Annotated in this window: 21 protein-coding genes and 1 tRNA gene; 14 read left to right on the top strand and 8 right to left on the bottom strand. The window is 70.5% G+C overall.

Annotated features, from left to right (window positions below; all coding sequences use genetic code 11):
* Positions 1 to 135 precede the first annotated feature (135 nt).
* Positions 136 to 1,569: an MDR family MFS transporter gene (locus ACFVT2_RS20480; protein WP_390019667.1), complete on the bottom strand. Its 1,434-nt coding sequence runs from the start codon at positions 1,567 to 1,569 to the stop codon at positions 136 to 138.
* A gap of 238 nt (positions 1,570 to 1,807) precedes the next feature.
* On the opposite strand from ACFVT2_RS20480, the gene ACFVT2_RS20475 reads away from it, so the two are divergent.
* Together ACFVT2_RS20475 and ACFVT2_RS20470 are read left to right on the top strand one after the other, a co-directional pair.
* Complete coding sequence (locus tag ACFVT2_RS20475) at positions 1,808 to 2,569, top strand: phosphoglyceromutase (RefSeq protein WP_390019665.1); 762 nt, start codon at positions 1,808 to 1,810, stop codon at positions 2,567 to 2,569.
* 187 nt (positions 2,570 to 2,756) lie between these two features.
* A complete protein-coding gene (locus ACFVT2_RS20470) occupies positions 2,757 to 3,005 on the top strand; it encodes an SCO4226 family nickel-binding protein (protein ID WP_390019662.1) in 249 nt (82 codons plus the stop codon).
* Between the two features lie 446 nt (positions 3,006 to 3,451).
* On the opposite strand, the gene phoU is transcribed toward ACFVT2_RS20470, so the two are convergent.
* Positions 3,452 to 4,129 (bottom strand): phosphate signaling complex protein PhoU, encoded by a 678-nt coding sequence (phoU, locus tag ACFVT2_RS20465; protein WP_390019660.1) that lies wholly within the window; start codon positions 4,127 to 4,129, stop codon positions 3,452 to 3,454.
* A 365-nt stretch (positions 4,130 to 4,494) separates the two neighbouring features.
* Here phoU and ACFVT2_RS20460 point away from each other — a divergent pair, with 365 nt between their 5' ends.
* Together ACFVT2_RS20460 and ACFVT2_RS20455 are read left to right on the top strand one after the other, a co-directional pair.
* Positions 4,495 to 5,763, top strand: a complete 1,269-nt coding sequence (locus tag ACFVT2_RS20460) for a sensor histidine kinase (protein WP_390019658.1) — start codon at positions 4,495 to 4,497, stop codon at positions 5,761 to 5,763.
* On the top strand, positions 5,760 to 6,440 hold the full coding sequence (locus ACFVT2_RS20455) for a response regulator transcription factor (RefSeq protein WP_016572018.1): 681 nt from the start codon (positions 5,760 to 5,762) through the stop codon (positions 6,438 to 6,440). Before ACFVT2_RS20460 ends, ACFVT2_RS20455 begins: the two co-directional genes overlap by 4 nt.
* Before the next feature lie 83 nt (positions 6,441 to 6,523).
* Here ACFVT2_RS20455 and ACFVT2_RS20450 read toward each other — a convergent pair whose 3' ends face one another.
* Positions 6,524 to 7,141, bottom strand: a complete 618-nt coding sequence (locus tag ACFVT2_RS20450) for a DUF461 domain-containing protein (protein ID WP_390019655.1) — start codon at positions 7,139 to 7,141, stop codon at positions 6,524 to 6,526.
* Positions 7,142 to 7,889: 748 nt separating this feature from the next.
* Between ACFVT2_RS20450 and ACFVT2_RS20445 the strand changes: the two genes are divergently transcribed.
* The 7 genes from ACFVT2_RS20445 (at position 7,890) to ACFVT2_RS20415 (ending at position 14,998) form a co-directional block, all read left to right on the top strand.
* On the top strand, positions 7,890 to 8,372 hold the full coding sequence (locus tag ACFVT2_RS20445; RefSeq protein WP_003953493.1) for a CarD family transcriptional regulator: 483 nt from the start codon (positions 7,890 to 7,892) through the stop codon (positions 8,370 to 8,372).
* A gap of 392 nt (positions 8,373 to 8,764) precedes the next feature.
* Positions 8,765 to 9,526 carry a 2-C-methyl-D-erythritol 4-phosphate cytidylyltransferase gene (ispD, locus tag ACFVT2_RS20440; RefSeq protein WP_390019652.1) on the top strand — a complete coding sequence of 254 codons (762 nt, stop codon included), beginning with the start codon at positions 8,765 to 8,767 and terminating at the stop codon, positions 9,524 to 9,526.
* Positions 9,513 to 10,052, top strand: coding sequence for a 2-C-methyl-D-erythritol 2,4-cyclodiphosphate synthase (gene ispF, locus ACFVT2_RS20435; RefSeq protein WP_390019650.1), 540 nt, complete (start codon positions 9,513 to 9,515; stop codon positions 10,050 to 10,052). The genes ispD and ispF overlap by 14 nt, the downstream gene beginning before the upstream one ends.
* Before the next feature lie 155 nt (positions 10,053 to 10,207).
* Positions 10,208 to 10,612 (top strand): PPOX class F420-dependent oxidoreductase, encoded by a 405-nt coding sequence (locus ACFVT2_RS20430; protein ID WP_390019648.1) that lies wholly within the window; start codon positions 10,208 to 10,210, stop codon positions 10,610 to 10,612.
* A gap of 142 nt (positions 10,613 to 10,754) precedes the next feature.
* Entirely contained in the window at positions 10,755 to 12,149 is a 1,395-nt protein-coding gene (gene cysS, locus ACFVT2_RS20425; protein ID WP_390019646.1) for a cysteine--tRNA ligase, read from the top strand.
* A 151-nt stretch (positions 12,150 to 12,300) separates the two neighbouring features.
* On the top strand, positions 12,301 to 13,254 hold the full coding sequence (gene rlmB, locus ACFVT2_RS20420) for a 23S rRNA (guanosine(2251)-2'-O)-methyltransferase RlmB (protein WP_390019644.1): 954 nt from the start codon (positions 12,301 to 12,303) through the stop codon (positions 13,252 to 13,254).
* A gap of 178 nt (positions 13,255 to 13,432) precedes the next feature.
* The gene (locus tag ACFVT2_RS20415; RefSeq protein WP_390019642.1) at positions 13,433 to 14,998 is read left to right on the top strand and encodes a DoxX family protein; all 1,566 of its coding nucleotides are present in this window, start codon (positions 13,433 to 13,435) and stop codon (positions 14,996 to 14,998) included.
* A gap of 281 nt (positions 14,999 to 15,279) precedes the next feature.
* Here ACFVT2_RS20415 and ACFVT2_RS20410 read toward each other — a convergent pair whose 3' ends face one another.
* The 3 genes from ACFVT2_RS20410 to ACFVT2_RS20400 all read right to left on the bottom strand — a co-directional run bounded on the left by ACFVT2_RS20410 (position 15,280) and on the right by ACFVT2_RS20400 (position 17,899).
* Positions 15,280 to 16,008 carry an NDP-sugar synthase gene (locus ACFVT2_RS20410; RefSeq protein WP_390019639.1) on the bottom strand — a complete coding sequence of 243 codons (729 nt, stop codon included), beginning with the start codon at positions 16,006 to 16,008 and terminating at the stop codon, positions 15,280 to 15,282.
* 30 nt (positions 16,009 to 16,038) lie between these two features.
* Positions 16,039 to 16,455 (bottom strand): hypothetical protein, encoded by a 417-nt coding sequence (locus tag ACFVT2_RS20405; protein ID WP_344582961.1) that lies wholly within the window; start codon positions 16,453 to 16,455, stop codon positions 16,039 to 16,041.
* Between the two features lie 313 nt (positions 16,456 to 16,768).
* Complete coding sequence (locus ACFVT2_RS20400; protein WP_390019637.1) at positions 16,769 to 17,899, bottom strand: ABC transporter ATP-binding protein; 1,131 nt, start codon at positions 17,897 to 17,899, stop codon at positions 16,769 to 16,771.
* Between the two features lie 354 nt (positions 17,900 to 18,253).
* Here ACFVT2_RS20400 and ACFVT2_RS20395 point away from each other — a divergent pair.
* A tRNA-Thr gene (locus tag ACFVT2_RS20395) sits at positions 18,254 to 18,327 on the top strand.
* Positions 18,328 to 18,612: 285 nt separating this feature from the next.
* Here the strand turns inward: ACFVT2_RS20395 and ACFVT2_RS20390 are convergent.
* The gene (locus ACFVT2_RS20390) at positions 18,613 to 19,347 is read right to left on the bottom strand and encodes a helix-turn-helix domain-containing protein (RefSeq protein ID WP_390019633.1); all 735 of its coding nucleotides are present in this window, start codon (positions 19,345 to 19,347) and stop codon (positions 18,613 to 18,615) included.
* Between the two features lie 222 nt (positions 19,348 to 19,569).
* On the opposite strand from ACFVT2_RS20390, the gene ACFVT2_RS20385 reads away from it, so the two are divergent.
* Both ACFVT2_RS20385 and ACFVT2_RS20380 read left to right on the top strand, forming a co-directional pair.
* Entirely contained in the window at positions 19,570 to 20,262 is a 693-nt protein-coding gene (locus ACFVT2_RS20385; protein WP_390019632.1) for a DUF4097 family beta strand repeat-containing protein, read from the top strand.
* A gap of 103 nt (positions 20,263 to 20,365) precedes the next feature.
* Positions 20,366 to 21,496, top strand: coding sequence for a serine hydrolase domain-containing protein (locus tag ACFVT2_RS20380; RefSeq protein ID WP_390019630.1), 1,131 nt, complete (start codon positions 20,366 to 20,368; stop codon positions 21,494 to 21,496).
* A 1,257-nt stretch (positions 21,497 to 22,753) separates the two neighbouring features.
* Here the strand turns inward: ACFVT2_RS20380 and ACFVT2_RS20375 are convergent.
* Positions 22,754 to 23,425: a TetR/AcrR family transcriptional regulator gene (locus tag ACFVT2_RS20375; RefSeq protein WP_390019627.1), complete on the bottom strand. Its 672-nt coding sequence runs from the start codon at positions 23,423 to 23,425 to the stop codon at positions 22,754 to 22,756.
* Between the last annotated feature and the right edge of the window lie 99 nt (positions 23,426 to 23,524).

Genomic DNA, 23,524 nt, shown 5'->3' with positions numbered 1-23,524 from the left:
GTCCACCGCTCCAACACCGCCCGCTCCTCATCACAGAGCAGCAACGGCTCCAGCTTCGGGCCCCGACGAGGAACTGACGCACCAGCAGAAGAAGAGGTCACACAACAACTAACGATCAACTACTGGCGCAGGACACTAGGAGTTCGACGGGATTTCGGTCCGCCCGGTCCCGGCGCGCTCGTCCGCGGTACCGGCCGTCATGGCATCTGGGTCCGCGGTACCGGCCGTCACGGAACCGGCGTCCGCGGAACCGGCGTCCGCGGAACCGGCCGTCACGGCACCCGTGTTCGCGGCACCGGCACCGGCACCGGCACCGGCCGCCCGCCCCGGCAGATTGCGCAGCAACAGCCCGTATCCCAGCGCGGCCACCGTGCCGACGGCCGCGCAGCCGGCCCAGAGCACGTCGGCGCCGTAGTGGTCGATGACCGTGCCGCCCAGCAGCGGGGCGGTCAGCGAGGCGACGGACCAGGACAGCGCGTACATGCCCTGGTAGCGGCCGCGCCCGTGGAGCGGCGAGAGGCGGACCACCAGGCCCATCTGGGTGGGCGAGTTGATGATCTCGCCGAGGGTCCAGACGGCGACCGCGACCGCGTACATGGCCACCGAGCCGGCCAGCGCCGTCAGCCCGAAGCCGTAGCCGGCGAGCAGCGCCGAACCGATGAGCAGCATCGCCGGGCTGCGGTGCTCGATGAAGCGGGTGACCGGGATCTGCAACAACACGATCAGCACCCCGTTCACCGCGATGACCAGCCCGAAGTCGGCGCTGGAGAAGCCCGCCTGACCCATCGACACCGGCATCGAGACGTACGCCTGCTGGAACAGCAGCGCCAGGAGGAGGTTCAGCCCGACGACGGTCATGAAACGGCCGTCGCGCAGCACGGTCAGCATCGAGACCCGCTCGGGGCCGGCCGCGTCCGCCGGTGCGTCCCCGGCCCCGCCCGCCTCCGGGCGGGACTCCGGCAGCTTGCAGAAGACCACCAGCGCGCAGGCCAGCACGAGGGTGGCCTCGCCCAGGAAGAGGGCCAGGTAGCCGTGTTCGGCGATCAGCCCGGCGGCGGTGGAGGAGACCGCGAAACCGAGGTTGATCGCCCAGTAGTTGAGGGAGAACGCGCGGACCCGGTCCTCCGGGGCGACGATGTCCGCCATCATCGCCTGCACCGCGGGCCGGGAGGCGTTGGACGCCATGCCGACCAGGCCGGCCACCGCGGCGATCGCCACCGGATCGGTCATGAACCCCAGCAGCGCCACCGAAGCCGCCGTGGCCACCTGCGCGACCAGCATCGTCGGCCGCCGCCCGAGCCGGTCGGTGAGCACCCCGGCGCCCACCGACGAGACCACCCCACCCAGCCCGTACAGCGCGCCGACCAGCCCCGCGTACGAGGCCGAGTAGCCGCGCTCGACGGTGAGATAGAGCGCCAGGAACGTGGCGACGAACGAACCCAGCCGGTTGACCAGCGTGCTGGTCCAGAGCCACCAGAACTGCCGGGGCAGACCGGAGACGCTCTCCACGGCGGCCCGCCGGACCCGGGACAGGCCCCGGGGTCGAGGCTCGATGATGGGCGTGGGCATGACAGTTCCCCCTGGTGTGCTGCTCGATGCCGGAAAGCCGGCCGGGTAGCCGACCGATAACCGTCTGGAGGCGATGCGGTAAGTGGCGCAGTCGCTATGCGCAAACTACAAACCGGATGGTCGGGCAGCCACTCAATTGACCGGAAGCGTCAAACGTCACCGGGCGCCCCGCACCCCTGTCCGCGCAGGTGACAGCCGCGCGCCGGCCCACCCCCCGGCGTCGATTACGCTCGACCGCATGGCCACCGCACCGTACAAGCTGATCCTGCTCCGCCACGGCGAGAGTGAGTGGAACGCGAAGAACCTGTTCACCGGCTGGGTGGACGTCAATCTCAACGAGAAGGGCGAGAAGGAGGCGGTCCGCGGCGGAGAGCTGCTCAAGGAGGCCGGCCTGCTCCCCGACGTCGTGCACACCTCCCTCCAGAAGCGCGCCATCCGCACCGCGCAGATGGCCCTGGAGTCCGCCGACCGCCACTGGATTCCGGTCCACCGCAGCTGGCGGCTGAACGAGCGCCACTACGGCGCGCTGCAGGGCAAGGACAAGGCGCAGACCCTGGCCGAGTTCGGCGAGGAGCAGTTCATGCTCTGGCGCCGCTCGTACGACACCCCGCCGCCGCCGCTGGCGGACGGCACCGAGTTCTCCCAGTCCGACGACCCGCGCTACGCGACGATCCCGCCGGAGCTGCGCCCGAAGACGGAGTGCCTCAAGGACGTCGTCACGCGCATGCTGCCGTACTGGTACGACGGCATCGTCCCGGACCTGCTCGCCGGCCGCACGGTGCTGGTCGCCGCCCACGGCAACAGCCTCCGCGCCCTGGTCAAGCACCTCGACCAGGTCTCCGACGCCGACATCGCCGGCCTGAACATCCCCACCGGCATCCCGCTCTCCTACGAGCTCGACGCCGACTTCCGCCCGCTCACCCCCGGCGGCACCTACCTCGACCCGGAGGCCGCCAAGGCCGCCATCGAGGCCGTGAAGAACCAGGGCAAGAAGAAGTAACGCCCTCGCCTGCTCCCCCCCCGCCCGCGGCCTCGGCCGCCGGCGGGGGTTTTGCGTCCCGTGGCCCGGATGCGGTCCCGAACGGGAGTGGAACCATGAGAGAGGCGCAACCGGCGTACTCGTCGGCATCTGGCATCTGGCATCTGGCATCCGGTATGTGGCATGTGGTGTTCGGGAGGCGATTCCCATGGCCAAGTTCATGGACGTCCATCACGGGATGAAGGGCGTCACGGCCGAGCAGCTCCAGGCGGCGCACCAGGCGGACCTCGCCATCGAGGGGGCGGAAGGCGTCCACTTCGAGCACGCCTGGGCCGACCCCGCGTCCGGTGATGTGTTCTGCCTGTCCGAGGCCCCCTCGGCGGACGCCGTCCAGCGGGTCCACGAACGGGCCGGGCACAGGGCGGACGAGATCCATCCCGTACCGCTCAGCGTCTGACACGCCGCCCGGAGACCCACCGCGACGCAACAACGCAACAACGCAACAACGCAACAACGCAACAGCACAGCGACGCAGAACGCGACGACGCAACAGCGCAGCAATACGGTCGCGGCCCCGGTCCGCCGATCAGAGCGATCGGGCGGACCGAGGCCGCGTTGTCACCGTGCCGTTGCCGTGCCGTTGCGTGCCGCGGTGGCAGCTGCTCGTCAGCAGTTGCCGCCGCATTGGCACGGACCACCGGACTGACAGCCGCAACCGCAACTGGGGCCGCAACCGCACGCGCCGAGGAGCGGGAGCAGCGGCCGGTCGACGGCCGTCGGCTCGTCCTGGGACGCGGGGGTCGGGGAGTCCGCCGTGAGTGCCATGTATTCGCCTCCTTGGGGTCACCTGGTGCCTATTGCAAGCCCGGGTGCGCAGGCGCGTCAACGGCGCGTGGGCGCACGTTACGCGCCCTCCACCGCCGTCTGCGGGGAGATCTCGTCGGCGTGCTCGCCGGTCACGAGGTAGACGACGCGCTTGGCCACGGAGACCGCGTGGTCCGCGAAGCGCTCGTAATAGCGGCCGAGCAGGGTCACGTCCACGGCCGTCTCGATGCCGTGCTTCCAGCGGTCGTCCATCAGGTGCTGGAACAGCGCGCGGTGAAGCAGGTCCATGGCGTCGTCGTCCTGCTCCAGCTGGAGCGCCAGGTCGACGTCCTTGGTGATGATGACCTCGCCGGCCTTGGCCATCAGGCGCTGCGCCAGCTGCCCCATCTCCAGGATGGTGGCGTGCAGATCGCGCGGCACGGCCCGCTGCGGGAAGCGCAGCCGGGCCAGCTTGGCGACGTGCTGGGCCAGATCGCCGGAGCGCTCCAGGTCGGCGCTCATCCGCAGGGAGGTGACGACGATCCGCAGGTCGGTGGCGACCGGCTGCTGGCGGGCCAGCAGGGCGATGGCCCGCGCCTCCAGGTCACGCTGGAGGTCGTCGACCTTCTCGTCGGCGGCGATGACGTTTTCGGCCAGCTTCAGGTCCGCATCGAGTATCGCCGTGGTGGCGCGCCCGATCGCGGAGCCGACGAGCCGGGCCATCTCGACCAGGCCCTCGCTGATCGAGTCCAGCTCCTCGTGGTACGCGTCCCGCATCAGTGACCTTCTCTCGCTTCGAGGATTCCGAGTGCTTCCGGGGATTCCGGGGAGTGTGGGGATGCTGCGTGGTGATGAGTGGGGGGTGGCCGTTGCGCCTACGCTCCCACGGACCGGCCGCCGACGGGTCCCCGCACCTTCAATGTGCGGCCGGATCACGACGTGCGGGGCCATCGGGGGTGAACCACCACCGACCTGAAGGTGAACTCTGGGAGACGCCGCTGCGGCCGCGAGGGCGCCCCGGCGGCCCCGCCGTCGCGGTGGGTGAACCGACCCCGACGCCTCGGTGAACTCTGGGCGAAGGGTGTCCGAGCGGCGGCTCCGAGCGCTGGGGGAGTGTCGGACCCGGCACATACTCTGGATTCATGAACGTGGACGCGGCCGTCGCCGCGATGGCAGCGATAGCCGGGCTCTGCACCGGCGTCTTCGCCATGCTGGCGTTCCGCTGGAGTGAGCGGGACCAGGCCAAGCCCACCCGTACGTCCCTGCACACCGAGGCGGTCCTGCCGCCCGGTGTCGACACCGTCCTGTCGGTGCTGCGCTCCTCCGCCGTCGTCCTCGACGAGGCCGACACGGTGGTCAAGGCCAGCTCCGCGGCGTACGCGCTCGGGTTGGTCCGCGGTGGTCGGCTCGCCGTCGAGCCGATGCTCCAGATGGCCCGCGACACTCGCAGGGACGGGGAGATACGCCAGGTGGAGCTGGACCTGCCGCGCCGCGGCACCGGCCGCGGGGACGCCCTCGCGGTCTCCGCCCGGGTCGCCCCGCTCGGCTCCCGGCTGGTCCTGCTGCTGGTCGAGGACCTCACGGAGGCCCGCCGCATCGAGGCGGTCCGCCGCGACTTCGTGGCCAATGTCAGCCATGAGCTCAAGACGCCCACCGGCGCCCTCTCGCTCCTCTCCGAGGCCGTGATGGACGCCAGCGACGACCCGGAGGCGGTCACCCGCTTCGCCGGCCGGATGCAGAACGAGGCCACCCGCCTGACCAACCTCGTCCAGGAACTCATCGACCTCTCCCGGGTGCAGAACGACGACCCGCTGGAGGACTCCGAGTCCGTTCCGGTCGACGAACTGGTCGCCGAGGCGGTCGACCGCTGCCGCCAGCAGGCGGGCACCAAACAGATCACCATCGCCGCCGGCGGCACCGCCGACCTCCAGGTCTGGGGCAACCGCGGCCAGCTCGCCGCCGCCCTGGGCAACCTCGTAGAGAACGCCGTCAACTACTCCCCGGCGCGCACCCGCGTCGGGATCGCGGGCCGCCGGGTCTCCTCACCCGGTGGCGACCTGATCGAGATCGCGGTGACCGACCAGGGCATCGGGATATCCGAGAAGGACCGGGACCGCATCTTCGAGCGGTTCTACCGCGTGGACCCGGCGCGTTCGCGCGCCACCGGCGGGACCGGCCTCGGCCTCGCCATCGTCAAACACGTGGCCGCCTCGCACGGCGGGGAGGTCACGGTCTGGAGCGCTGAGGGACAGGGCTCCACCTTCACCCTGCGTCTCCCGGAAGCCGGCGCCGTCCGCGATCGCGAACGGCCCTCGGACCTGACTGCGGAGGGCCTCGACGACGAGGACCGCCCGTACGAGACCTTCAACGATCCGCTCCCAGCTCACCCAGCCCCGGAGGTCCTTCCGTGACCCGAGTGCTTGTCGTCGAGGACGAGGAATCGTTCAGCGATGCACTGTCGTACATGCTCCGCAAGGAGGGCTTCGAGGTCGCCGTGGCGGCCACCGGCCCCGACGGCCTGGACGAGTTCGAGCGCAACGGCGCCGATCTCGTCCTGCTGGACCTGATGCTGCCGGGGCTGCCCGGCACCGAGGTCTGCCGCCAGCTGCGCGGCCGCTCCAACGTCCCGGTCATCATGGTGACCGCCAAGGACAGCGAGATCGACAAGGTCGTCGGTCTCGAAATAGGGGCCGACGACTACGTCACCAAGCCGTTCTCGTCCCGCGAACTGGTCGCCCGGATCCGCGCGGTGCTGCGCCGCCGTGGTGAGCCGGAGGAGGTCGCCCCGCAGGCGCTGGAGGCCGGCCCGGTCCGGATGGACGTGGACCGGCACGTCGTCACGGTCTCCGGCGGCAAGGTCGACCTGCCGCTCAAGGAGTTCGACCTCCTGGAGATGCTGCTGCGCAACGCCGGCCGGGTGCTGACCCGGATGCAGCTGATCGACCGCGTCTGGGGCGCCGACTACGTGGGCGACACCAAGACCCTCGACGTCCACGTGAAGCGGCTGCGCGCCAAGATCGAGCCCGACCCGGGGGCCCCGCGCTATCTGGTGACGGTCCGCGGCCTGGGCTACAAGTTCGAGCCGTAGGCCGCACCGGCGATCGACGTGCGCAAGGGGCGCCCCTCCGGACGGGAGGGGCGCCCCTTCACGTGGCTTACGCGGTGCGGGCCTCAGTGACCGGCGTGCGCCGACTCCGAGGGCTTACCGGAGCTGCTCGGGCTGGCCGAGTTGCTCGGCGTGCCCGACTGCGAGGGCTTACCGCTCGCGGAGGTGGACGGCTGCGGCGTCACCGAAGGGCCGTAGCTCTCGAAGACGTTCTTCGCCGGGACGACGTAGGCGCCGATCTTCACCTTGCCGGCGGCGCTGAAGCTGAAGGTCAGCGGCTGGAGGTTGCCGTCCTGGACGGCCTCCCGGCCGCTCTCCAGGACCGCGCTGGGGTTGCCCTTGCCGCCGATCACGGCGGAGCCACCGGCCGGCACTTCGATCTTGACGGACGACAGCTTGGCCGACTGGCCGGTGCCGTCGACCGCGATCCCGGTCAGCTGCTGGTCCTTGGTGCCGCTGTTGAACACCGTGGCGGTGATCGCAGCGGGGCCCGTGGCGTTGACGTCGGGCTGGGTGACGACGTTGACGTTCTGGATCTTGATGTCGCCGACGCTGGTCTCGGCGTTGTCCGGCTTGACCTCCAGCGTCTGGGCGTCGTTCCCGGCAGCGCACGCGGAAAGGGTGGCGACGGAGAGCGAGAGGACGGTGGCGGCGAGGACGCCGCGTCGAAGGCTGCGGCTCACGGCGGCGGCATCTCCTTGACGAACTACGGCGGCCGAACGTTCGTGCCCGGTCGCGGATGGACGGCTGGGGCGACGTTGCGCACGCGTCATGGCGACGGGCACGTAAAGCCGCCCTAAGGGTGGGTCAGCGCCGCTAGGTTACCGAGCCGTCCTCGCGGTGCCGCACCCGACCCGCCCCCTACGCGATCACGCCCCTCCCGGCCGGCCCGGGGCCGCCCGCTGCGGCGGTGCCGGGCGAACGATCCGAAGACCCCCGGGGCGGGATTTCCGGAACGCGATCTCGGGCGGATCTCGGTGGCGATCTCCGGAGAACTGGGTGGCATATTCGGCAGGCGGCTGTTCGAGTGGCGGCCGTGGTGTTTCCCCCGGCGAAAAGCGGTATTCACAAGGAATGCACATGCCGCCCGAAATTGATCACACACCGCCGTACGGAGCCGTTGATCAATTTCGGGAATCGCGCCCGAGTCGCCGGCAAGCATCCGAACGGAGTAGCGGAACTCGCTCATGCGGATCGGTGCAAATCGGGACGTTCAACCCGTTGATCATTGTGTTTCCGGTGTGCCGCAGGCGGCATTCAGTGCCCCCGGGAAGCCCCTCCGACCTGCGAATACCTGCGCCAAGAGCCCCCTCGAAGCACGTTCCGGTCGCTGTTGTCAAGCCCCGAGATATGCCCTGACCTGCGAAAACGCCATTCAGAACGGCCCGTTCCCGTGTTAGCATGGATAGCCACGGAAGGGGTACCTGTCACATGACGTTCAAGGTTGGCGACACCGTGGTCTATCCCCATCACGGGGCCGCGCTGATCGAGGCCATCGAAACTCGCCAGATCAAAGGCGTGGACAAGACCTACTTGGTGCTGAAGGTCGCCCAGGGCGACTTGACTGTTCGTGTGCCAGCGGACAACGCGGAGTTCGTCGGCGTACGCGATGTGGTTGGTCAGGACGGACTGGATCGGGTCTTCGAGGTGCTGCGTGCACCGTATGCCGAAGAGCCGACGAACTGGTCCCGTCGCTACAAGGCAAATCTTGAGAAGCTCGCTTCTGGCGACGTGATCAAGGTCGCCGAGGTCGTCCGTGACCTGTGGCGACGTGAGCGCGAGCGCGGACTTTCCGCCGGTGAGAAGAGGATGCTCGCCAAGGCCCGCCAGATTCTGGTGAGCGAGCTGGCCCTCGCGGAGAACACCAACGAAGACAAGGCCGAGGCCCTGCTCGACGAGGTCCTCGCGTCCTGACGACGCGCACGGCTGACTGTGACGACGCAGTGTGACGACGACGCATGTGACGACACAGCAGCAACGTAGCAATGCCGCGGTGCCCGAGTGACGACCCCCGAACGGAGGGTCTGTTGCCGGGCGCTGCGGCATATCTGCGGGCGGTGCGTGGGAAGGCCGGACGCCGAGCCGGCGGCGGCTTCCTCGGTGAAGCCCGCCGGACCCTCCCCCAAGCTCTTCGAGCAAGGGGCGCGTCCAGTGGCGTGCCGGGCTCGGGCTGCTGCCCCGACCGCTGTCACGGAAGGGTTCCGGTCAAGGCATAACGCCCGGCACTCCCAGGCCATACCCACCTCGCCCGAGGAAACAAACCTGTCTGCCCCAATTCCGGGCTCGCCCGGACTCCGGAGCCATCGATGTCAGATCCTTCCCCCCGGGCCCGCACCACCCCGGCCCGTACCGCCGCGGTCATCCCCGCCGCCGGCCGCGGTGTCCGGCTCGGTCCCGGCACCCCCAAGGCGCTGCGCACCCTAGGCGGCACCCCGATGCTGGTCCACGCGGTCCGCGCGATGGCCGCCTCGCGGGCCGTCACGCACATCGTCGTGGTCGCCCCACCGGACGGCCCCGACGAGGTGCGCCGCCTGCTGGACGCCCATCCGCTCGCCGACCGCACCGAACTGACCGTGGTCCCCGGCGGTGCCACCCGCCAGGAATCCGTCCGGCTCGGGCTGGCCGCGCTGCCGGACGGCATCGACGTGGTGCTGGTCCATGACGCGGCGCGTCCGCTGGTGCCGGTCGAGACCGTGGACGCGGTGATCGAGGCGGTCCGCGCCGGCGCCCCGGCCGTGGTTCCCGCGCTGCCGCTGGCCGACACCGTCAAGCAGGTCGAGCCGCGCCCCCAGGGCACCCCGGAGCCGGTGGTCGGCACCCCGGAGCGGTCGTTGCTGCGGGCTGTGCAGACCCCGCAGGGCTTCGACCTGTCGACGCTGCACAAGGCGCACGAGGCCGTCGTGGAAGGCGAGGGCGCCACCGACGACGCCGGGCTGGTGGAGCGGCTCGGGGAGCCGGTGGTGCTCGTCCCGGGCCACGAGGAAGCGTTCAAGGTGACCCGGCCGCTGGACCTCGTCCTGGCCGAGGCCGTACTCGCCCGGAGGAGGGCCACCGATGGCTACGTCTGATGCGTCGGCTGACACGTACGCGCGGATTCCCGCACTGCCCGGCCTGCCCCTCGTCGGGGTCGGTACCGATGTGCACGCCTTCGAGCAGGGGCGCCCGCTGTGGTGCGCCGGGCTGCTCTGGGACGCCGCGGAGAGCGACGGCTACGGCCTGGCCGGGCACAGCGACGGCGACGTGGCCGCGCACGCCGCCTGCGACGCGCTGTTCTCCGCGGCCGGCATCGGTGACCTCGGCGCGCACTTCGGCACCTCCCGCCCGGAGTGGTCCGGTGCCTCCGGGGTGACGCTGCTGGCCGAGGCGGCGCGGATCGTGCGGGCCGAGGGGTTCGCCATCGGCAACGTCGCGGTGCAGGTCATCGGCGTCCGGCCGAAGGTCGGCAAGCGCCGGGACGAGGCGCAGCGGGCGCTGTCGGCGGCGGTCGGGGCACCGGTCTCGGTCTCCGGCACCACGACGGACGGGCTGGGGCTGACCGGTCGCGCCGAGGGGCTGGCCGCGATCGCCACCGCCCTGGTGGTGCGCACCGGCTGAGGTGGCCTCCGGGCCGAACCGGGGCGTTCCGCCGATCGGGCCGCACCCTGCGGGAATGTCCGGCGCCGCAAAGGGCGTTGGGGAAGAATCCGGGGTAGTGGTGTCCATCGGAAGCCCATGGAAGCCCATGGTTCGGCCCGCGGGAAGGATCCTTCGTGACTGCAACGCTCTCCGACAACCTCAAGGAGCTGCTCGACTCCCCGGTCTTCGTGACGGTGGGGACGATCCAGCCGGACGGCAGCCCCCAGCTCTCCCCGGTCTGGGTGAAGCGGGACGGCGACGACCTGCTGATCTCGACGACCGTCGGCCGCCGGAAGGAGCGGAACCTCCGCCGCGACCCGCGGGTCTCGGTTGTCCTCCAGCCCTTTGACGCGCCGTACGGCTATGCCGAGATCCGCGGCACCGCCAGCCTCAGCACCGAGGGCGGGCAGGAGCTGATCGACGAGCTGTCGAGGAAGTACACCGGCAAGTCGTACGCGGAGTTCAACCCGGCCTCGGCCGACGACGACCAGCGGGTCGTGGTCCGGATCACCCCGCGGAAGGTGGTCGGGCGCATCTGAGCCGTTTCCCCCGGGCGGCGGAGCGTCGCCGCGCGGAAGGACTCCGTACGGAATAACCGGCGAATCGGACAGCTGAGATGCTTCCGTGTCCCCGTGCTCAATAGGGCACGGGGCACTCCCGCGTTCCGACTACCCTGGTCCCGTGACGATTCGCCTGTACGACACCAGCGCCCGGCAGATTCGCGATTTCACCCCGCTTCGGCCGGGCTGTGTCTCGATCTACCTCTGTGGTGCGACCGTGCAGGCTGCACCGCACATCGGGCATATCCGGTCCGGGCTCAACTTCGACATCATGCGCCGCTGGTTCGCCTACCGCGGCTACGACGTGACGTTCGTCCGCAACGTCACGGACATCGACGACAAGATCATCCATAAGTCGGCCGAGCAGGGCCGCCCGTGGTGGGCGATCGGCTACGAGAACGAGGTCGCCTTCAACACGGCCTACGACACCCTCGGCTGCCTGCGCCCCACCTACGAGCCGCGCGCCACCGGCCACATCCCCGAGATGATCGAGATGATGCGCGGCCTGATCGAGCGCGGCCACGCCTACGCCGCCGACGGCAACGTCTACTTCGACGTGCGGTCCTTCCCGGAGTACCTCCAGCTCTCCAACCAGGAGTTGGCCAACCTCCTGCAGCCGTCCGGCGAGGGCGAGACCGGCAAGCGGGATCCGCGCGACTTCGCCATGTGGAAGGCGGCCAAGGAGGGCGAGCCCAGCTGGGACACCCCCTGGGGCCGCGGCCGTCCGGGCTGGCACCTGGAGTGCTCGGCGATGGCCCACAAGTACCTCGGCACGGCCTTCGACATCCACGGCGGCGGCGTCGACCTGGTCTTCCCGCACCACGAGAACGAGATCGCGCAGGCCAAGGGGTACGGGGACGATTTCGCCGCGTACTGGTCGCACAACGCCTGGGTGACCATGAGCGGCGAGAAGATGTCCAAGTCGCTGGGCAACTCCGTGCTGGTCTCGGAGATGGTCAAGCGCTGGCGGCCGATCGTGCTGCGCTACTACCTCGGCACCCCGCACTACCGCTCGATGATCGAGTACAGCGAGGAAGCGCTGCGCGAGGCCGAGTCGGCGTTCGCCCGGATCGAGGGGTTCGTCCAGCGCGTCGTGGAAAAGGCCGGGGTCGTCGAGCCGGCGGCCGAGGTGCCGCTGGCGTTCGCCGAGGCGATGGACGACGACCTGGGCGTCCCGCAGGCGCTGGCGATCGTGCACACCACCGTCCGGCAGGGCAATTCCGCGCTGACCGCCGACGACAAGGAGTCCGCGGTGGCCCGGCTGGCCGAGGTGCGGGCGATGCTCGGGGTGCTCGGCCTGGACCCGCTCGACGAGCGCTGGTCGGGCGGCGGTGCGGACCGCGGCGAGGACCTGCACGGGGTCGTGGACTCCCTCGTCCGGCTCGTCCTGGAACAGCGGCAGAGCGCCCGGGCCCGCAAGGACTACGCCACCGCCGACGCCATCCGCGACCAGCTCCAGCAGTCCGGTCTGACCATCGAGGACACCCCGTCGGGTCCGCGCTGGTCGCTGTCCTGAGCCGGGCCCCGGGGACCGTCCCGGGGGCCGGCCGCACCCCCGGCCACCAGCCGGATTCGCCCTTCCCGGTGGCTGCGGGCGACACTCAATCCATACGTACGTACCCACTCCACGTCGCGAGACGTCGAGAGCAGTGAGAAACAGGTGACCCATGGCCGGCAACAGCCAGCGCAGGAACCGCCGCACGTCGAACAAGAAGGGCGCTCAGGTCGGCAGTGGCGGTAAGCGGCGCCGGTCCCTGGAGGGCAAGGGCCCGACCCCGCCCGCGTCCGCCCGCAAGGGGCATGTGAAGAACCGCGTCGCCAACGCCAAGGCGAAGCAGGCCGCGAGCCGCCGGCCGGCCCCGCGGCGCGGTGGCGCCAAGGGCACCGCCGAGCTGGTCGTCGGCCGCAACCCGGTCGTCGAGGCGCTGCGCGAGGGCGTGCCCGCGACCACCCTGTACGTGCAGCAGTTCATCGACAACGACGAGCGGGTGCGCGAGGCGCTCCAGCTCGCCAACGAGCTCGGGCTGAACCTCCTGGAGGCGCCGCGGGCCGAGCTCGACCGGATGACGAACGGCCTCAACCACCAGGGCCTGGTCGCCCAGATCCCGCCGTACGAGTACGCGCACCCCGAGGACCTGGCCGCGGCCGCCCTCGACGACGGTGAGGACCCGCTGATCGTCGCGCTGGACGGTGTCACCGACCCGCGCAACCTGGGTGCGGTGGTCCGGTCCGTGTCGGCCTTCGGCGGCCACGGCGTGGTCGTCCCGGAGCGTCGGGCGGCCGGGATGACGGCCGGTGCCTGGAAGACGTCGGCGGGCACCGCGGCCCGTACGCCGGTGGCCCGGGCCACCAACCTGACCCGGACCCTGGAGTCGTACCAGAAGGCCGGACTGACGGTGGTCGGCCTGGCCGCGGACGGGGACGTGGAGCTCCAGGACCTGGAGGTCCTGGACGGCCCGGTCGTCATCGTCGTCGGCAGCGAGGGCAAGGGCCTGTCGCGGCTCGTCGGCGAGACCTGTGACCTGCGCGTGCGGATTCCGATGCCGGGTGGCGCGGAGTCGCTGAACGCCGGTGTCGCGGCCGGTGTGGTGCTCTGGGAGGCGGCGCGCCGCCGCGGCTGACCGTGGCCGTCGCCGGGTGTTCCCGGCTGTGCCCCGGGCCGGCTGGCGCCGCATCGCCGCCGGCCCGGGGCACAACATGACGCTCCGTGCGTCCTCGCCGTATCACGTGATCTTTTGACGGGTCTCGGACAGATCGAGCCGGTCAAGGCAGTGTCTTAACCGCGGGTCACTCGGTTAGATGAGCGTGGACACCAGAACACCCCGCACGCCTACGGGGGGACGCTCGTCGAGCTTTGAAGACGAGCCGGTCCTGAGCTCGGTCAAGGTGCCGTGCGATCCCGCGCAGGTCATCGTCAACCACGCCAGCTTCCGCGTACAGCTCGCCGCTCCCGTGGTCGCCGGCGCCCTGGCCGAGACCGCGCGCGTCCCCGCCCTCCGGGGATCGCCGCCCAGACGCCGCACGCCCGTGGTCTGGAGCGGCCGCACCGAACCGGGCAGCGCGGCCGGCGCCACTACCCAGCTCCTGCACGCGGTGCGCGACGCGGGCGTCGGCCTGGACTCCGGCCCGGCCGAGGACATCGGCACGACCCAGGTCCTGCCCCGGGTCCGGCTCGGCGACACCCCCGCCTCCACCGTCATCGGCCAGCGCGGCCCCGTCGACGGCGAGGACACCCTCCCGCGCGGCACCCGCGCCCTGCCCGGACCGTTCCCCGGCCCGCGGTACGGCGACGGCGCGGACGGCGCCGACGACGAGCGGTTCGAGGCACGCGAGCTCCACGACACCGGGGCCAGACGGCGCGGCGGCGACAGCGTGCGGCACGCGTACTACCCCGGCCGCCGGATGAACCTCGGCGTCGTCCTGCTCCCGCTGCGGATCTTCCTCGGCCTGATCTCCGTCTACGCCGGCATGGGCAAGCTCTGCGACCCCGTCTACTTCGACGGCGGCCAGCGCGGCTCGATGGTCACCTGGCTGCTCTCCCTCCACCCCTGGGAACTGGCCGTTCCGCTGCGGGACTTCGCGGTCGCGCACCCGATCGGCGCCGGGCTGACGGTGGCCTTCCTCCAGGTCGTGGTGGGCGTGCTGACCATCTGCGGACTGTGGCAGCGGGTCGCCGCCTCGTTCGGCGCGCTGCTCTCCGCGGCGCTGCTGATGACCGTCAGCTGGCGCACCCTCCCCGCCTACGACGCCCCCGACATCATCTACCTCGCCGCCTGGAGCCCGCTGATCATCGCGGGTGCCCCGGTCTACTCCATGGACGCCCGGCTCGCCGGTGAGGCGTGGCGGCGGCTCGGCCCGCGCGTCGAGGTCGGGGCGCTGCGCCGCCGGGTGCTGCGCCGCGGCGCCGTGATGACCGCGGTGGTGGCCGGCCTGACCCTGCTCGTCGGCTCCCTGTTGGGCGGTGCCGTGCGGACCGCACGGGTCCCGACCGTGCCGCGGCCAGGCGAGCCCGCGATCAACAACCTTCCCGGCTCGCCCCTGCCCAGCACCGGCCACGGCGCCTCCCGCCCCGGCCACCACACCCCGCACCACCCCGGCACGCCCTCCGCGGGCGCCTCCCACAAGACCCACCAGGCGGGCCTGCCGTCCGCCTCGGCCCCCGGCACCCCCTCGGCCGGTGGCCGCACCGGCTCGGCCCGCCGGCCCGGCGCGACCACCAGCGCCCCGCAGCACTCGGCCCCGGCCCACGCCCCGGCCCGCACCCAGACGCCGGGCACCGGCGGCGGCACGACCGGTAGTTCCAGCAGCGGCACCCCCGGCGGCGACTCCGGCCGCGGCAGCACCCTCGGCGGACTGCTGGGCTGACCCCCTTACGGGACCGGCACCTGGTCCGTACGACGCGTCCCCGATCGCTCCGATCCCTCACGGCCCCAGGGCCGGGGGTGGTGGGCGGTCGGGGACGACTGTGTTGATCGGGAGGACTGCGTGGCGACTGCGTCGAGGGGCCGTCGGCCGCGGTGCGTTGCGGCGCGTCCGAGTGGGGGTGCGTCGCGTTGGGGAGAGGTGCGGCGTCGGTGGGTGTCCGGGAGCGCCGCGGGCGCAGGGGGCGGCTCGACGGCCGCGGGGAGCGTGCGCCGCCCTGGGGCTCAACGGGCCTGTGCGGCGTACTCCTTGGCGGCCTCGGTGAGGTCCTTGGCGGTGTCGATGGCGCGCCAGTAGGCACCCTGGGGGAGCGGATAGCCGGCCAGGCGGCGTTCCCGGGCGAGGCGCGGGAAGGTGGTGCGCTCGTGGTCGCCCTGGGTGGGCAGCAACTCGGTGAAGACCGAGGAGAAGACGTAGACGCCCGCGTTGATCAGATACGGGGAGGGCGGGGCCTCGATGAAGTCCAGGACGTGCCCGAAGGCGTCGGTCTCGACGGCGCCCCAGGGGATGCGCGGGCGGGCCAGCGCCAGGGTGGCGGCGGCGTCGCGCTCGTGGTGGAAGGCGGCCATCTCGCGGAGCGGGAAGCGGGTCCAGACGTCGCCGTTGGTGGCGTACCAGGGCTCGTCCGGGCGGGGCAGGGAACCGGCGGCGTACTTCAGACCGCCGCCGCGGCCCAGTGGCTCGGTCTCCACAACGGTCGTGACGCGCAAGGGGAGTCGGGTCCGGTCCAGCCAGTCCTGGAGGACCTCGGCGAGGTGCCCGCAGGAGATGACGGCGTCGGTGACGCCCTCCTCGGCGAGCCAGTTCAGCTGATGGCCGATGATCGGGGTCCCGGTGCCGGGAATCTCGACCATCGGCTTGGGTCGGTCGTCGGTGTACGGGCGGAGACGGGAGCCCTGGCCGCCGGCCAGGACCACGGCCTGCGTGGGGTACGAAAGTGGGGCGCCGGTCATGGTTCGCACCCTATGCGGTGCGAGCGACGGTCACTGGGCGGCGGCCACGCCGGTGGCGAAGGAGGTGTCGCAGACCGGGCGGGAGAACGCCTGGGCGCGGTGTGCGGCACCGTACTTGGCGACCGCGGCGCGGCCGAGGGCACGGGCGATGGAGGCGCAGTGCTTGGCCAGTGAGGGCCGGGCGGTGGTGGCCTCCTGGAGGTGTGTCAGGGCGACGCCGGGGTCCTTCTCCTGGAGTTCCACCAGGAGGCGGTCCCGGAGGACGTCCTGGGCGGCGCGGGGGCCGGCCTGGGTGGAGACCTTCCCGGAGGAGGCGGCGAGTACCTGCGACTCGGAGGTCTTCGACGCCCACGGGACGCGGGTGACCGCGAGGGTCCCGGAGAGCACGAGGACGACGGGCAGGACGAGGGCGAGAGTTCGGCCGATACGGCGGGCTGCGGAGTTCACGGTCGTGATGGTAGCGAGGGGTGATGATTTGGCGACATTCGGTCACCTTATTGGGGGACGGAATGGCTCGTCGGTGCGGTTGTTGGGTTGACGCACTGGTACGAAAAGCCGCCTCCGGGGCGGATTTCGCGGGGTGTGGCGGGGTCTGCGGCATCCCTCCGCGGGCTTGCGGGCGCGGGGCCTCCGTGGTCCGGACGCGCCGCGGCGGCGATGTGGGGACGCGCAATACCCCACACCGCCGCCGCGGTAAACCCGCCCGGGGCGGGGCCCGGTGGCCCCGCCCGGCCCGTCGGCCGTCAGCCGGCCAGTGGGGTCAGTCGGTCAGTCGCTTTCCCGTCGAGGTGGAGAAGACGTGGGTCTCGCCCGGCTGCGGGACCACGTGCAGCCGGGCGCCCTTGGCCGGGACCTGGCGGCCGTTGACCCGTACGACCAGGTCCTTGACCGTCCCGCCGACCTCGGCCGTTCCGTAGACGTAGCCGTCGGCGCCCAGTTCCTCGACGACGTTGACCGTCACCGGCAGGCCGGCCGGGGCGTCCGTGGCCTCCTTGGACAGCGACTTGGCGGCCGCGCCGTTCTGCTCGACGACGTCGAAGTGCTCGGGCCGGATGCCGACCGTCACGGTCTTGTCGCCCTCGGCGCCGGCCAGTGCCTCCCGGCTGACCGGCACCACGCTGTTGCCGAACTTCACCCCGCCGTCGGTGATCGGCACCTCGATGAGGTTCATGGCGGGCGAGCCGATGAAGCCGGCCACGAAGAGGTTGGCCGGGCGGTCGTACATGTTGCGCGGCGAGTCGACCTGTTGGAGGAGTCCGTCCTTGAGGACCGCGACCCGGTCGCCCATGGTCATGGCCTCGACCTGGTCGTGGGTGACGTAGACGGTGGTGGTGCCGAGGCGGCGCTGGAGTCCGGCGATCTGCGTACGGGTCTGCACCCGCAGCTTGGCGTCCAGGTTGGACAGCGGCTCGTCCATGAGGAACACCTGGGGCTCGCGGACGATGGCGCGGCCCATCGCGACCCGCTGCCGCTGGCCGCCGGAGAGCGCCTTCGGCTTGCGCCCGAGGTATTCTGTCAGGTCCAGGATCTTCGCCGCGTCCTCGACCTTCTGCCGGATCTCGGCCTTCGGCACACCGGCGATCTTGAGGGCGAAGCCCATGTTGTCGGCGACTGTCATGTGGGGGTACAGCGCGTAGTTCTGGAACACCATGGCGATGTCCCGGTCCTTGGGCGGCAGGTGGGTGACGTCCCGGTCACCGATGCGGATGGCGCCCTCGTCGACGTCCTCCAGCCCCGCGAGCATCCGCAGCGAGGTGGATTTGCCGCATCCGGAGGGCCCGACGAGAACGAGGAACTCGCCGTCTTCGATGGTGATGTCGAGCTTGTCGACGGCGGGCTTGTCGGAACCCGGGTAGATCCGGGTCGCTTGGTCGTACGTGACCGTTGCCATGGTGTGTCCCTTCACCGGCAGGAACGTGCCGGACGATCCGAGTAAAGGAGTGGGCGGCCCGCCGCCGGGGAGGCGCACCACGCGAAGTGGTGTAGTCCACAGCGGCAAACCGCTGGTGACGCTACCTGCGCCGGAGCCGGGTGTCAGTAGGTGCGCGGTCACGAAATGCGGTCGTTCGGCGGGGCGCGGCGCGATGCCGGGGCTGCGGGGCGGCCATGGCGTGTCTACGGCGTACCTACGGCGGGGCGGGGCGGGGGAGGCGAGGGGAGGCGAGCGGCTACGAGGGCGACGACGGAGCGGCCGCCGAATAAGGCAACGGGCATCGGGCGTGCCTAGGTACACTTCATCCGGCACGCCTCCTTAGCTCAGCTGGTCAGAGCACCGCTCTTGTAAAGCGAAGGTCGTCGGTTCGAATCCGACAGGGGGCTCTGCGCATTGAGTCGCTGACCTGGGGTTTCTCTCCCGGGGAGGCGTCTTGTTCGGCCTCGGACTCCTTGTCCGGGGCCGTTTGCGTGTGTGGTGCGTGCGTGGTGCCTGCGCGGTGGGTGGGGGGATGGGGCGCCAGGGTCGGGGTCAGGGGTGGATTCCCCGGCGCCGTCGGCTTCGGATTCCTTGTTTGATTCGAGGTTCGGTGGCTGGCTCGTGTACGTGACCGCTCGGTTGATGTTCCGGTGGTGGTTGCCGAGGCTGCCTGTCCGCGGACTGAAGGGGGCTCAGGTGGCCTTGTCCGAAGCCTTTTCGGGTTTGGTGTGGAGGATCTCGCGGGCCTGGTCCGCGGCGCGGGCGATGCTCTCGGAGACGAAGTCGACGAAGCGGGCGATGTTCTCCAGGCGGGCGGCGGCCGGGGTGTCGGGGCCGAGGACGCCCACGCCCTGCCGGGCGATCTCGCCCAGGTGGGCGGTGCCGCGGGCACTGGCCATCGTGGATTGGTACATGACGTCGTCGTCGACGACGTAGCGCTCGCGGCGGCGTTCGTCGCGTTCCCGGCGGATGAGGCCCTGGCTTTCGAGGAACGTGACCGCTTTGGAGACGGATGCCGGGCTGACCTGGAGGCGCTGGGCGAGTTCGGAGGCGGTGAGGCTGCCGGCGTCGGTGGTATAGAGGGCGACCAGCACCCGGGCCGTCATCTTGGGCAGGCCCGATTGCATGAAGACGTCCGTGAACGTCTCCTCGTACTCGCGCACCGCCTCCACGTCGCGTCCGTGGGCCTGCGGGGGCGCATGCGGCCCTCGGGGCGCGGTCTGCCTGCGCCGGCGGGCGCGGCGTTCGGTGGCGCGGTGGGCGAGCTCGGCGCGGTAGGCGGTGGGGCCGCCGTTGCGCATGACCTCGCGCGTGATGGTCGAGGTCGGACGGTCGAGACGTCGGGCGATCTCCGCGTAGGTGAGGCTGTCGGCCAGTCCCGACGCGATCTGCTGGCGTTCGGGCTGGGTGAGTCTGCCTCCCGGCATCGCGGTCTCCTTCGTGGTCCGTGGTGTCCCCATCGTAGCGTTCATTCTCAATCAAGTGCAACGAATGCACTCGGGGTCGTTGCGTTAGATTTAGGATCGTTGCAATGATTTGGCGGCGCCTACCTGCGGTGATGTGGATTGTGTGCAACGAAGCCGTTGCCGGTCTCGTGAATGCAACGTAGCGTTTCTGTTGTCGGAAACAACGGACCCAAGGAGCGCACGATGCAGAAGACCCGGAGCACGACGCAGAAGTTCGACACCCCCGCCCCGGTCTCGGCCGTCCTCGACATTCCCGCGGGACACATCCGGTTCATCGCCACCGACCGGGCCGACACCACGGTCGAGATCCTGCCCGCGGACGCCTCCAAGAGCCGCGACGTGAAGGCGGCGGAGCAGACCGAGGTCGCATACGGCGACGGCGTCCTGCGGATCGAGAACCCGGCGGCGACCAACCGGATCCTCAGCTCTTCCGGATCCATTGAGGTGACCGTCCAACTGCCCGCCGGCTCCCGGATCGAGGCGAAGGCGGCCCTCGCCGAACTGAGGGGCGTCGGGCAGCTCGGCGACGTCTCATTCGAGGGCGCACAAGGCTCGATCAAGCTCGACGAGACCGCAAGCGCCCACCTGACCCTCCAGGCCGGCGACGTCTCGGTCGGCCGCCTGGGCGGCCCCGGCGAGATCAGCACCCAAAAGGGAGACCTCCGCATCACCGAGGCCGTGCGCGGCACGGTCACGCTGCGCACCGAGCACGGCGGCATCTCCATCGGCGCTGCCCGCGGAGTCTCCGCCTCGCTGGACGCCGGCACCGCCTACGGCCGGATCCACAACGCCCTCAAGAACACCGACGGCGCCACCGCCGGCCTGAACATCCACGCGACCACCGCCTACGGCGACATCACCGCCCGCAGCTTGTAAGAGGGGCACCCCTCAGACACGGCGATCCCGTCAGGTCAGTTCAGGTCAGTTCAGATCAGTCGAATTCCGCAACAGTTCTCAATAGTTCTCAAGGAGCACCGTCATGTCCCTCACTCTTGCCGACCAGGACCGCCCGGAGCTGCAGAAGGCCATCGAGGAGATGGTCGAATCCGGTTTCACCGGGGTGACGATGCGCGTGCACGACGAGCGGGGCGAGTGGGTCGGCAGCGCCGGGGTGCGCAAGCTGGGCGAGACCGCGAAGCCGCCGACCAACGGGCACGTGCGGGTAGGCAGCAACACCAAGACCTTCACCGCGACCGTGGTGCTGCAACTGGTGGCCGAGGGCGCGATCGGGTTGGACGTCCCGGCGGCCGACTACCTGCCCGAGTTCGGGCTGGACCCGAAGATCACGGTGCGGATGCTGTTGCAGCACACCAGCGGGGTGTTCAACTTCACCGGCGAGTACTACGAGGACGGGACGTTCGCGCCGGGGATCCCGGCCACGACCACGGGCAAGGAGTGGGTGGACAACCGGTTCAAGACCTACCGGCCGGAAGAGCTGGTACGGCTGGCGTTGTCCAAGCCGGCGCGGTTTGCGCCGGGGACGGACTGGAGCTACTCCAACACCAACTACGTGCTGGCCAGGCTCCTGATCGAGAAGGTCACCGGCCACTCGCTCGCCGAGGAGATGCAGCGGCTGATCCTGGGGCCGCTCGGGCTGTCGGACACCGTGGTGCCGGAGACCAGTCCGGAGATCGCCGAGCCGCACGCCCGCGCGTACTACCGATACGAGGACGCCGGCCAGCAGAAGACGGTCGACGTCACCCGTCAGAACCCCTCCTGGATCTCCACCGGGGGAGACCTGATCTCGACCACCCAGGACCTGCACACGTTCATCTCCGCGCTGATGGGCGGCAAGCTCCTGCCGGCCCCGCTGCTGGCCGAGATGTGCAAGCCGGAATCCAAGGCCGGTTACGGCCTGGGGGTGTTCGTGCAGGACGCGGGCGAAAACGGCGGCATCGTCATCACCCACAACGGCGGTATGGCCGGCCACGCCGCGCTGATGTACAGCACGCCCGACGGCAGCAAGACCCTGACCGCCGCGCTGAACTATGTCGACGACGCCGCGCTGTCCATGGCAGCGGCATTCCAGAAGGCGGCGCAAAGGCTCGTCAAGGAGGTGTTCGGCGGCGGGCACGCAGGGTCGGCTGACGCGGCCGAGCCGGCCCAGTAGGCAGGGCCGAGTACGCCGCCTTGCCAGTTCCTCCCGCTCCTCACCGGAGGACACCCGCGCCGCCGCCCCTCATGGTTCGGTGAGGCATGGGAGGGGCCCGCTACGCCTGGCGGGGGGAGGGGGCATTCCGGAAGTGCGGGTGTTGAAACACTTGTGGAGCAGGGCTGCTCAGCCGCGGGCGGCGGGTCCACACTCGACCCACGAACCGGGCCCCAGCGCGGTACGGCTTCTAGGCGGGCCATCGCCACGACCCTTCGCCCGGTCCTCGCAGTCAGGAGGGAAGCGTGTCTCGTGGTCCCAACTTTGACAGCCTCGTCCTCGATGCCAGAAGCGCGCACAGGGAAGGCGCCCCGGGGTTTCGCGTCAGAGTTCAACCCCCTCTGGGCCTAAGGGCGTCCAAGCGGGAGTGGCGACGTCACATAAATGCGCTCGTTGCGGCAATCGAGCAGGAGGGCTGGCGATTCGTCAGCCAGGATGTGCTTTCCAGCGCAGCCGAAATAATCTTCGAGCGAGCCTGAATCGTCAACGGCAAAGCCGTGCGAACGCCCCTGTTTTACCGCTGATTCCGGTAGAATTCTTCCGTGCGTTGAGTCGACTCGACGAGGTGGGGGCCAGCAGGTGAGTGGTACGTCATCGCCGCATCCGAAGAGCGCAGCCGATGGGATTTCTGATTCCGAGGCACGGCGGCAGGCTCGGTCGAGCCAGCCGCCGAAGGGCCGCGAGACGGCGGGTTCACCGCCCCGCAGGGCGGAGACGAACGCGCCGGCGGAGCCACGTAGTTGCGCACCAAAGAGTTCCAGAGTGCAGCGGGTTGCGCTCAAGCCGCCTGGCCCTGGGCCTCTCCCCGAGAGCGGGCGTCGGCTCGGCGGCGATGAGCAGCCCGATCCGCTCGACTCGTTGCTGAAGAAAGTCGGACGGGGCGAGAAGATCGCCACGCCCGGAGGAAAGCAAGAGAGCGGGGAACGGGACATCTACGACGAGGAATGGCGCGTCCACGATAGTCATGGCCCTTACGGTCAACGACGGCGCCGTCGGAACTGATCACTGCCCTGGCCGGCACGCGCCGGGCACGTCCAGGGCGTAGCGGAACGTGAATCGCGGAAATCCCTGAAATCCCTGTGGACCAGCGGGAGCTACTGAATGTGGCTTCCTCTGGTCCGCAGGGTTTTTGCGGTGAAGTTGAGGGGCAGCCCCGGCATCGCGATTTTTATTTTCTGGGTGGTGGTGGTGGTGTTTTTTGGGTTTGTGTGGCGTGTTTTAGGAGGGCTGGGGCGGTTGGGGGTGGTTGTTGTCGGGTCGGGGTGGGTGTTGGGCGAGGGCGGTCCAGGAGCGCAGGAGTAGGGCGTAGGCGTCGACGACGACGTCGTCCGGGATGTCGTCCGGGGCCAGGAGGCGCTGGATGAGTAGCCCGTCCTCCAGGGCGTGGGCGATCAGGCCGAGGAATGCGGGGTCCGCGGGCGGGGTGACGTCGTGGGCGGCGAACGCCTGCTGTAGGCCGGCGGTGTGGGCGTCCCGGGCGAGGTGTTCGCGTGCGCCGAGGAGTGGGCGCAGTTCCTCGTTCCGTAGGGCGTGCAGGACGAGTTCCATGCGCAGGGCGAGCCATTCGGGCAGGTGTGGGGCGCGGGCGCGGTTCCAGGCGCGGAGCTTGTCGAGGGTGTCGGCGCCGGAGGTGGCGTTCTGGGTGAGGGCGCGGACCTCCTCCAGTTCGCGGTCGGTGCGGTGCTGGAGCAGCTCGGCGACCAGGGCGTCCTTGTCCTCGAAGTTCCCGTAGAAGGCGCCGCGGCTGTAGCCGGCGCGTTCGGCGATCTGCTCGACGGAGGTGCCGTTGACGCCGCGTTCGGTGAACAGTTCGGCGGCGGCGGCCAGGAGGCGACTGCGGGTCTGCTGCCGGCTCTCTTCGCGGGTCAGGCGCTTGCGTTGGGGTGTCACGGCGGCATCCTACGGCGCAGCCCGGAAGAAATATTCAGTTCTGTATTTGGATGCAGGTCTGTATCTTCCGGGTGTGAAGTGATCGAAGCGATCGACGTG

The sequence above is a fragment of the Streptomyces sp. NPDC058000 genome (assembly GCF_042886435.1).
Lineage (GTDB): Bacteria > Actinomycetota > Actinomycetes > Streptomycetales > Streptomycetaceae > Streptomyces.
This window is presented reverse-complemented; position numbering and strand designations above follow the sequence as displayed.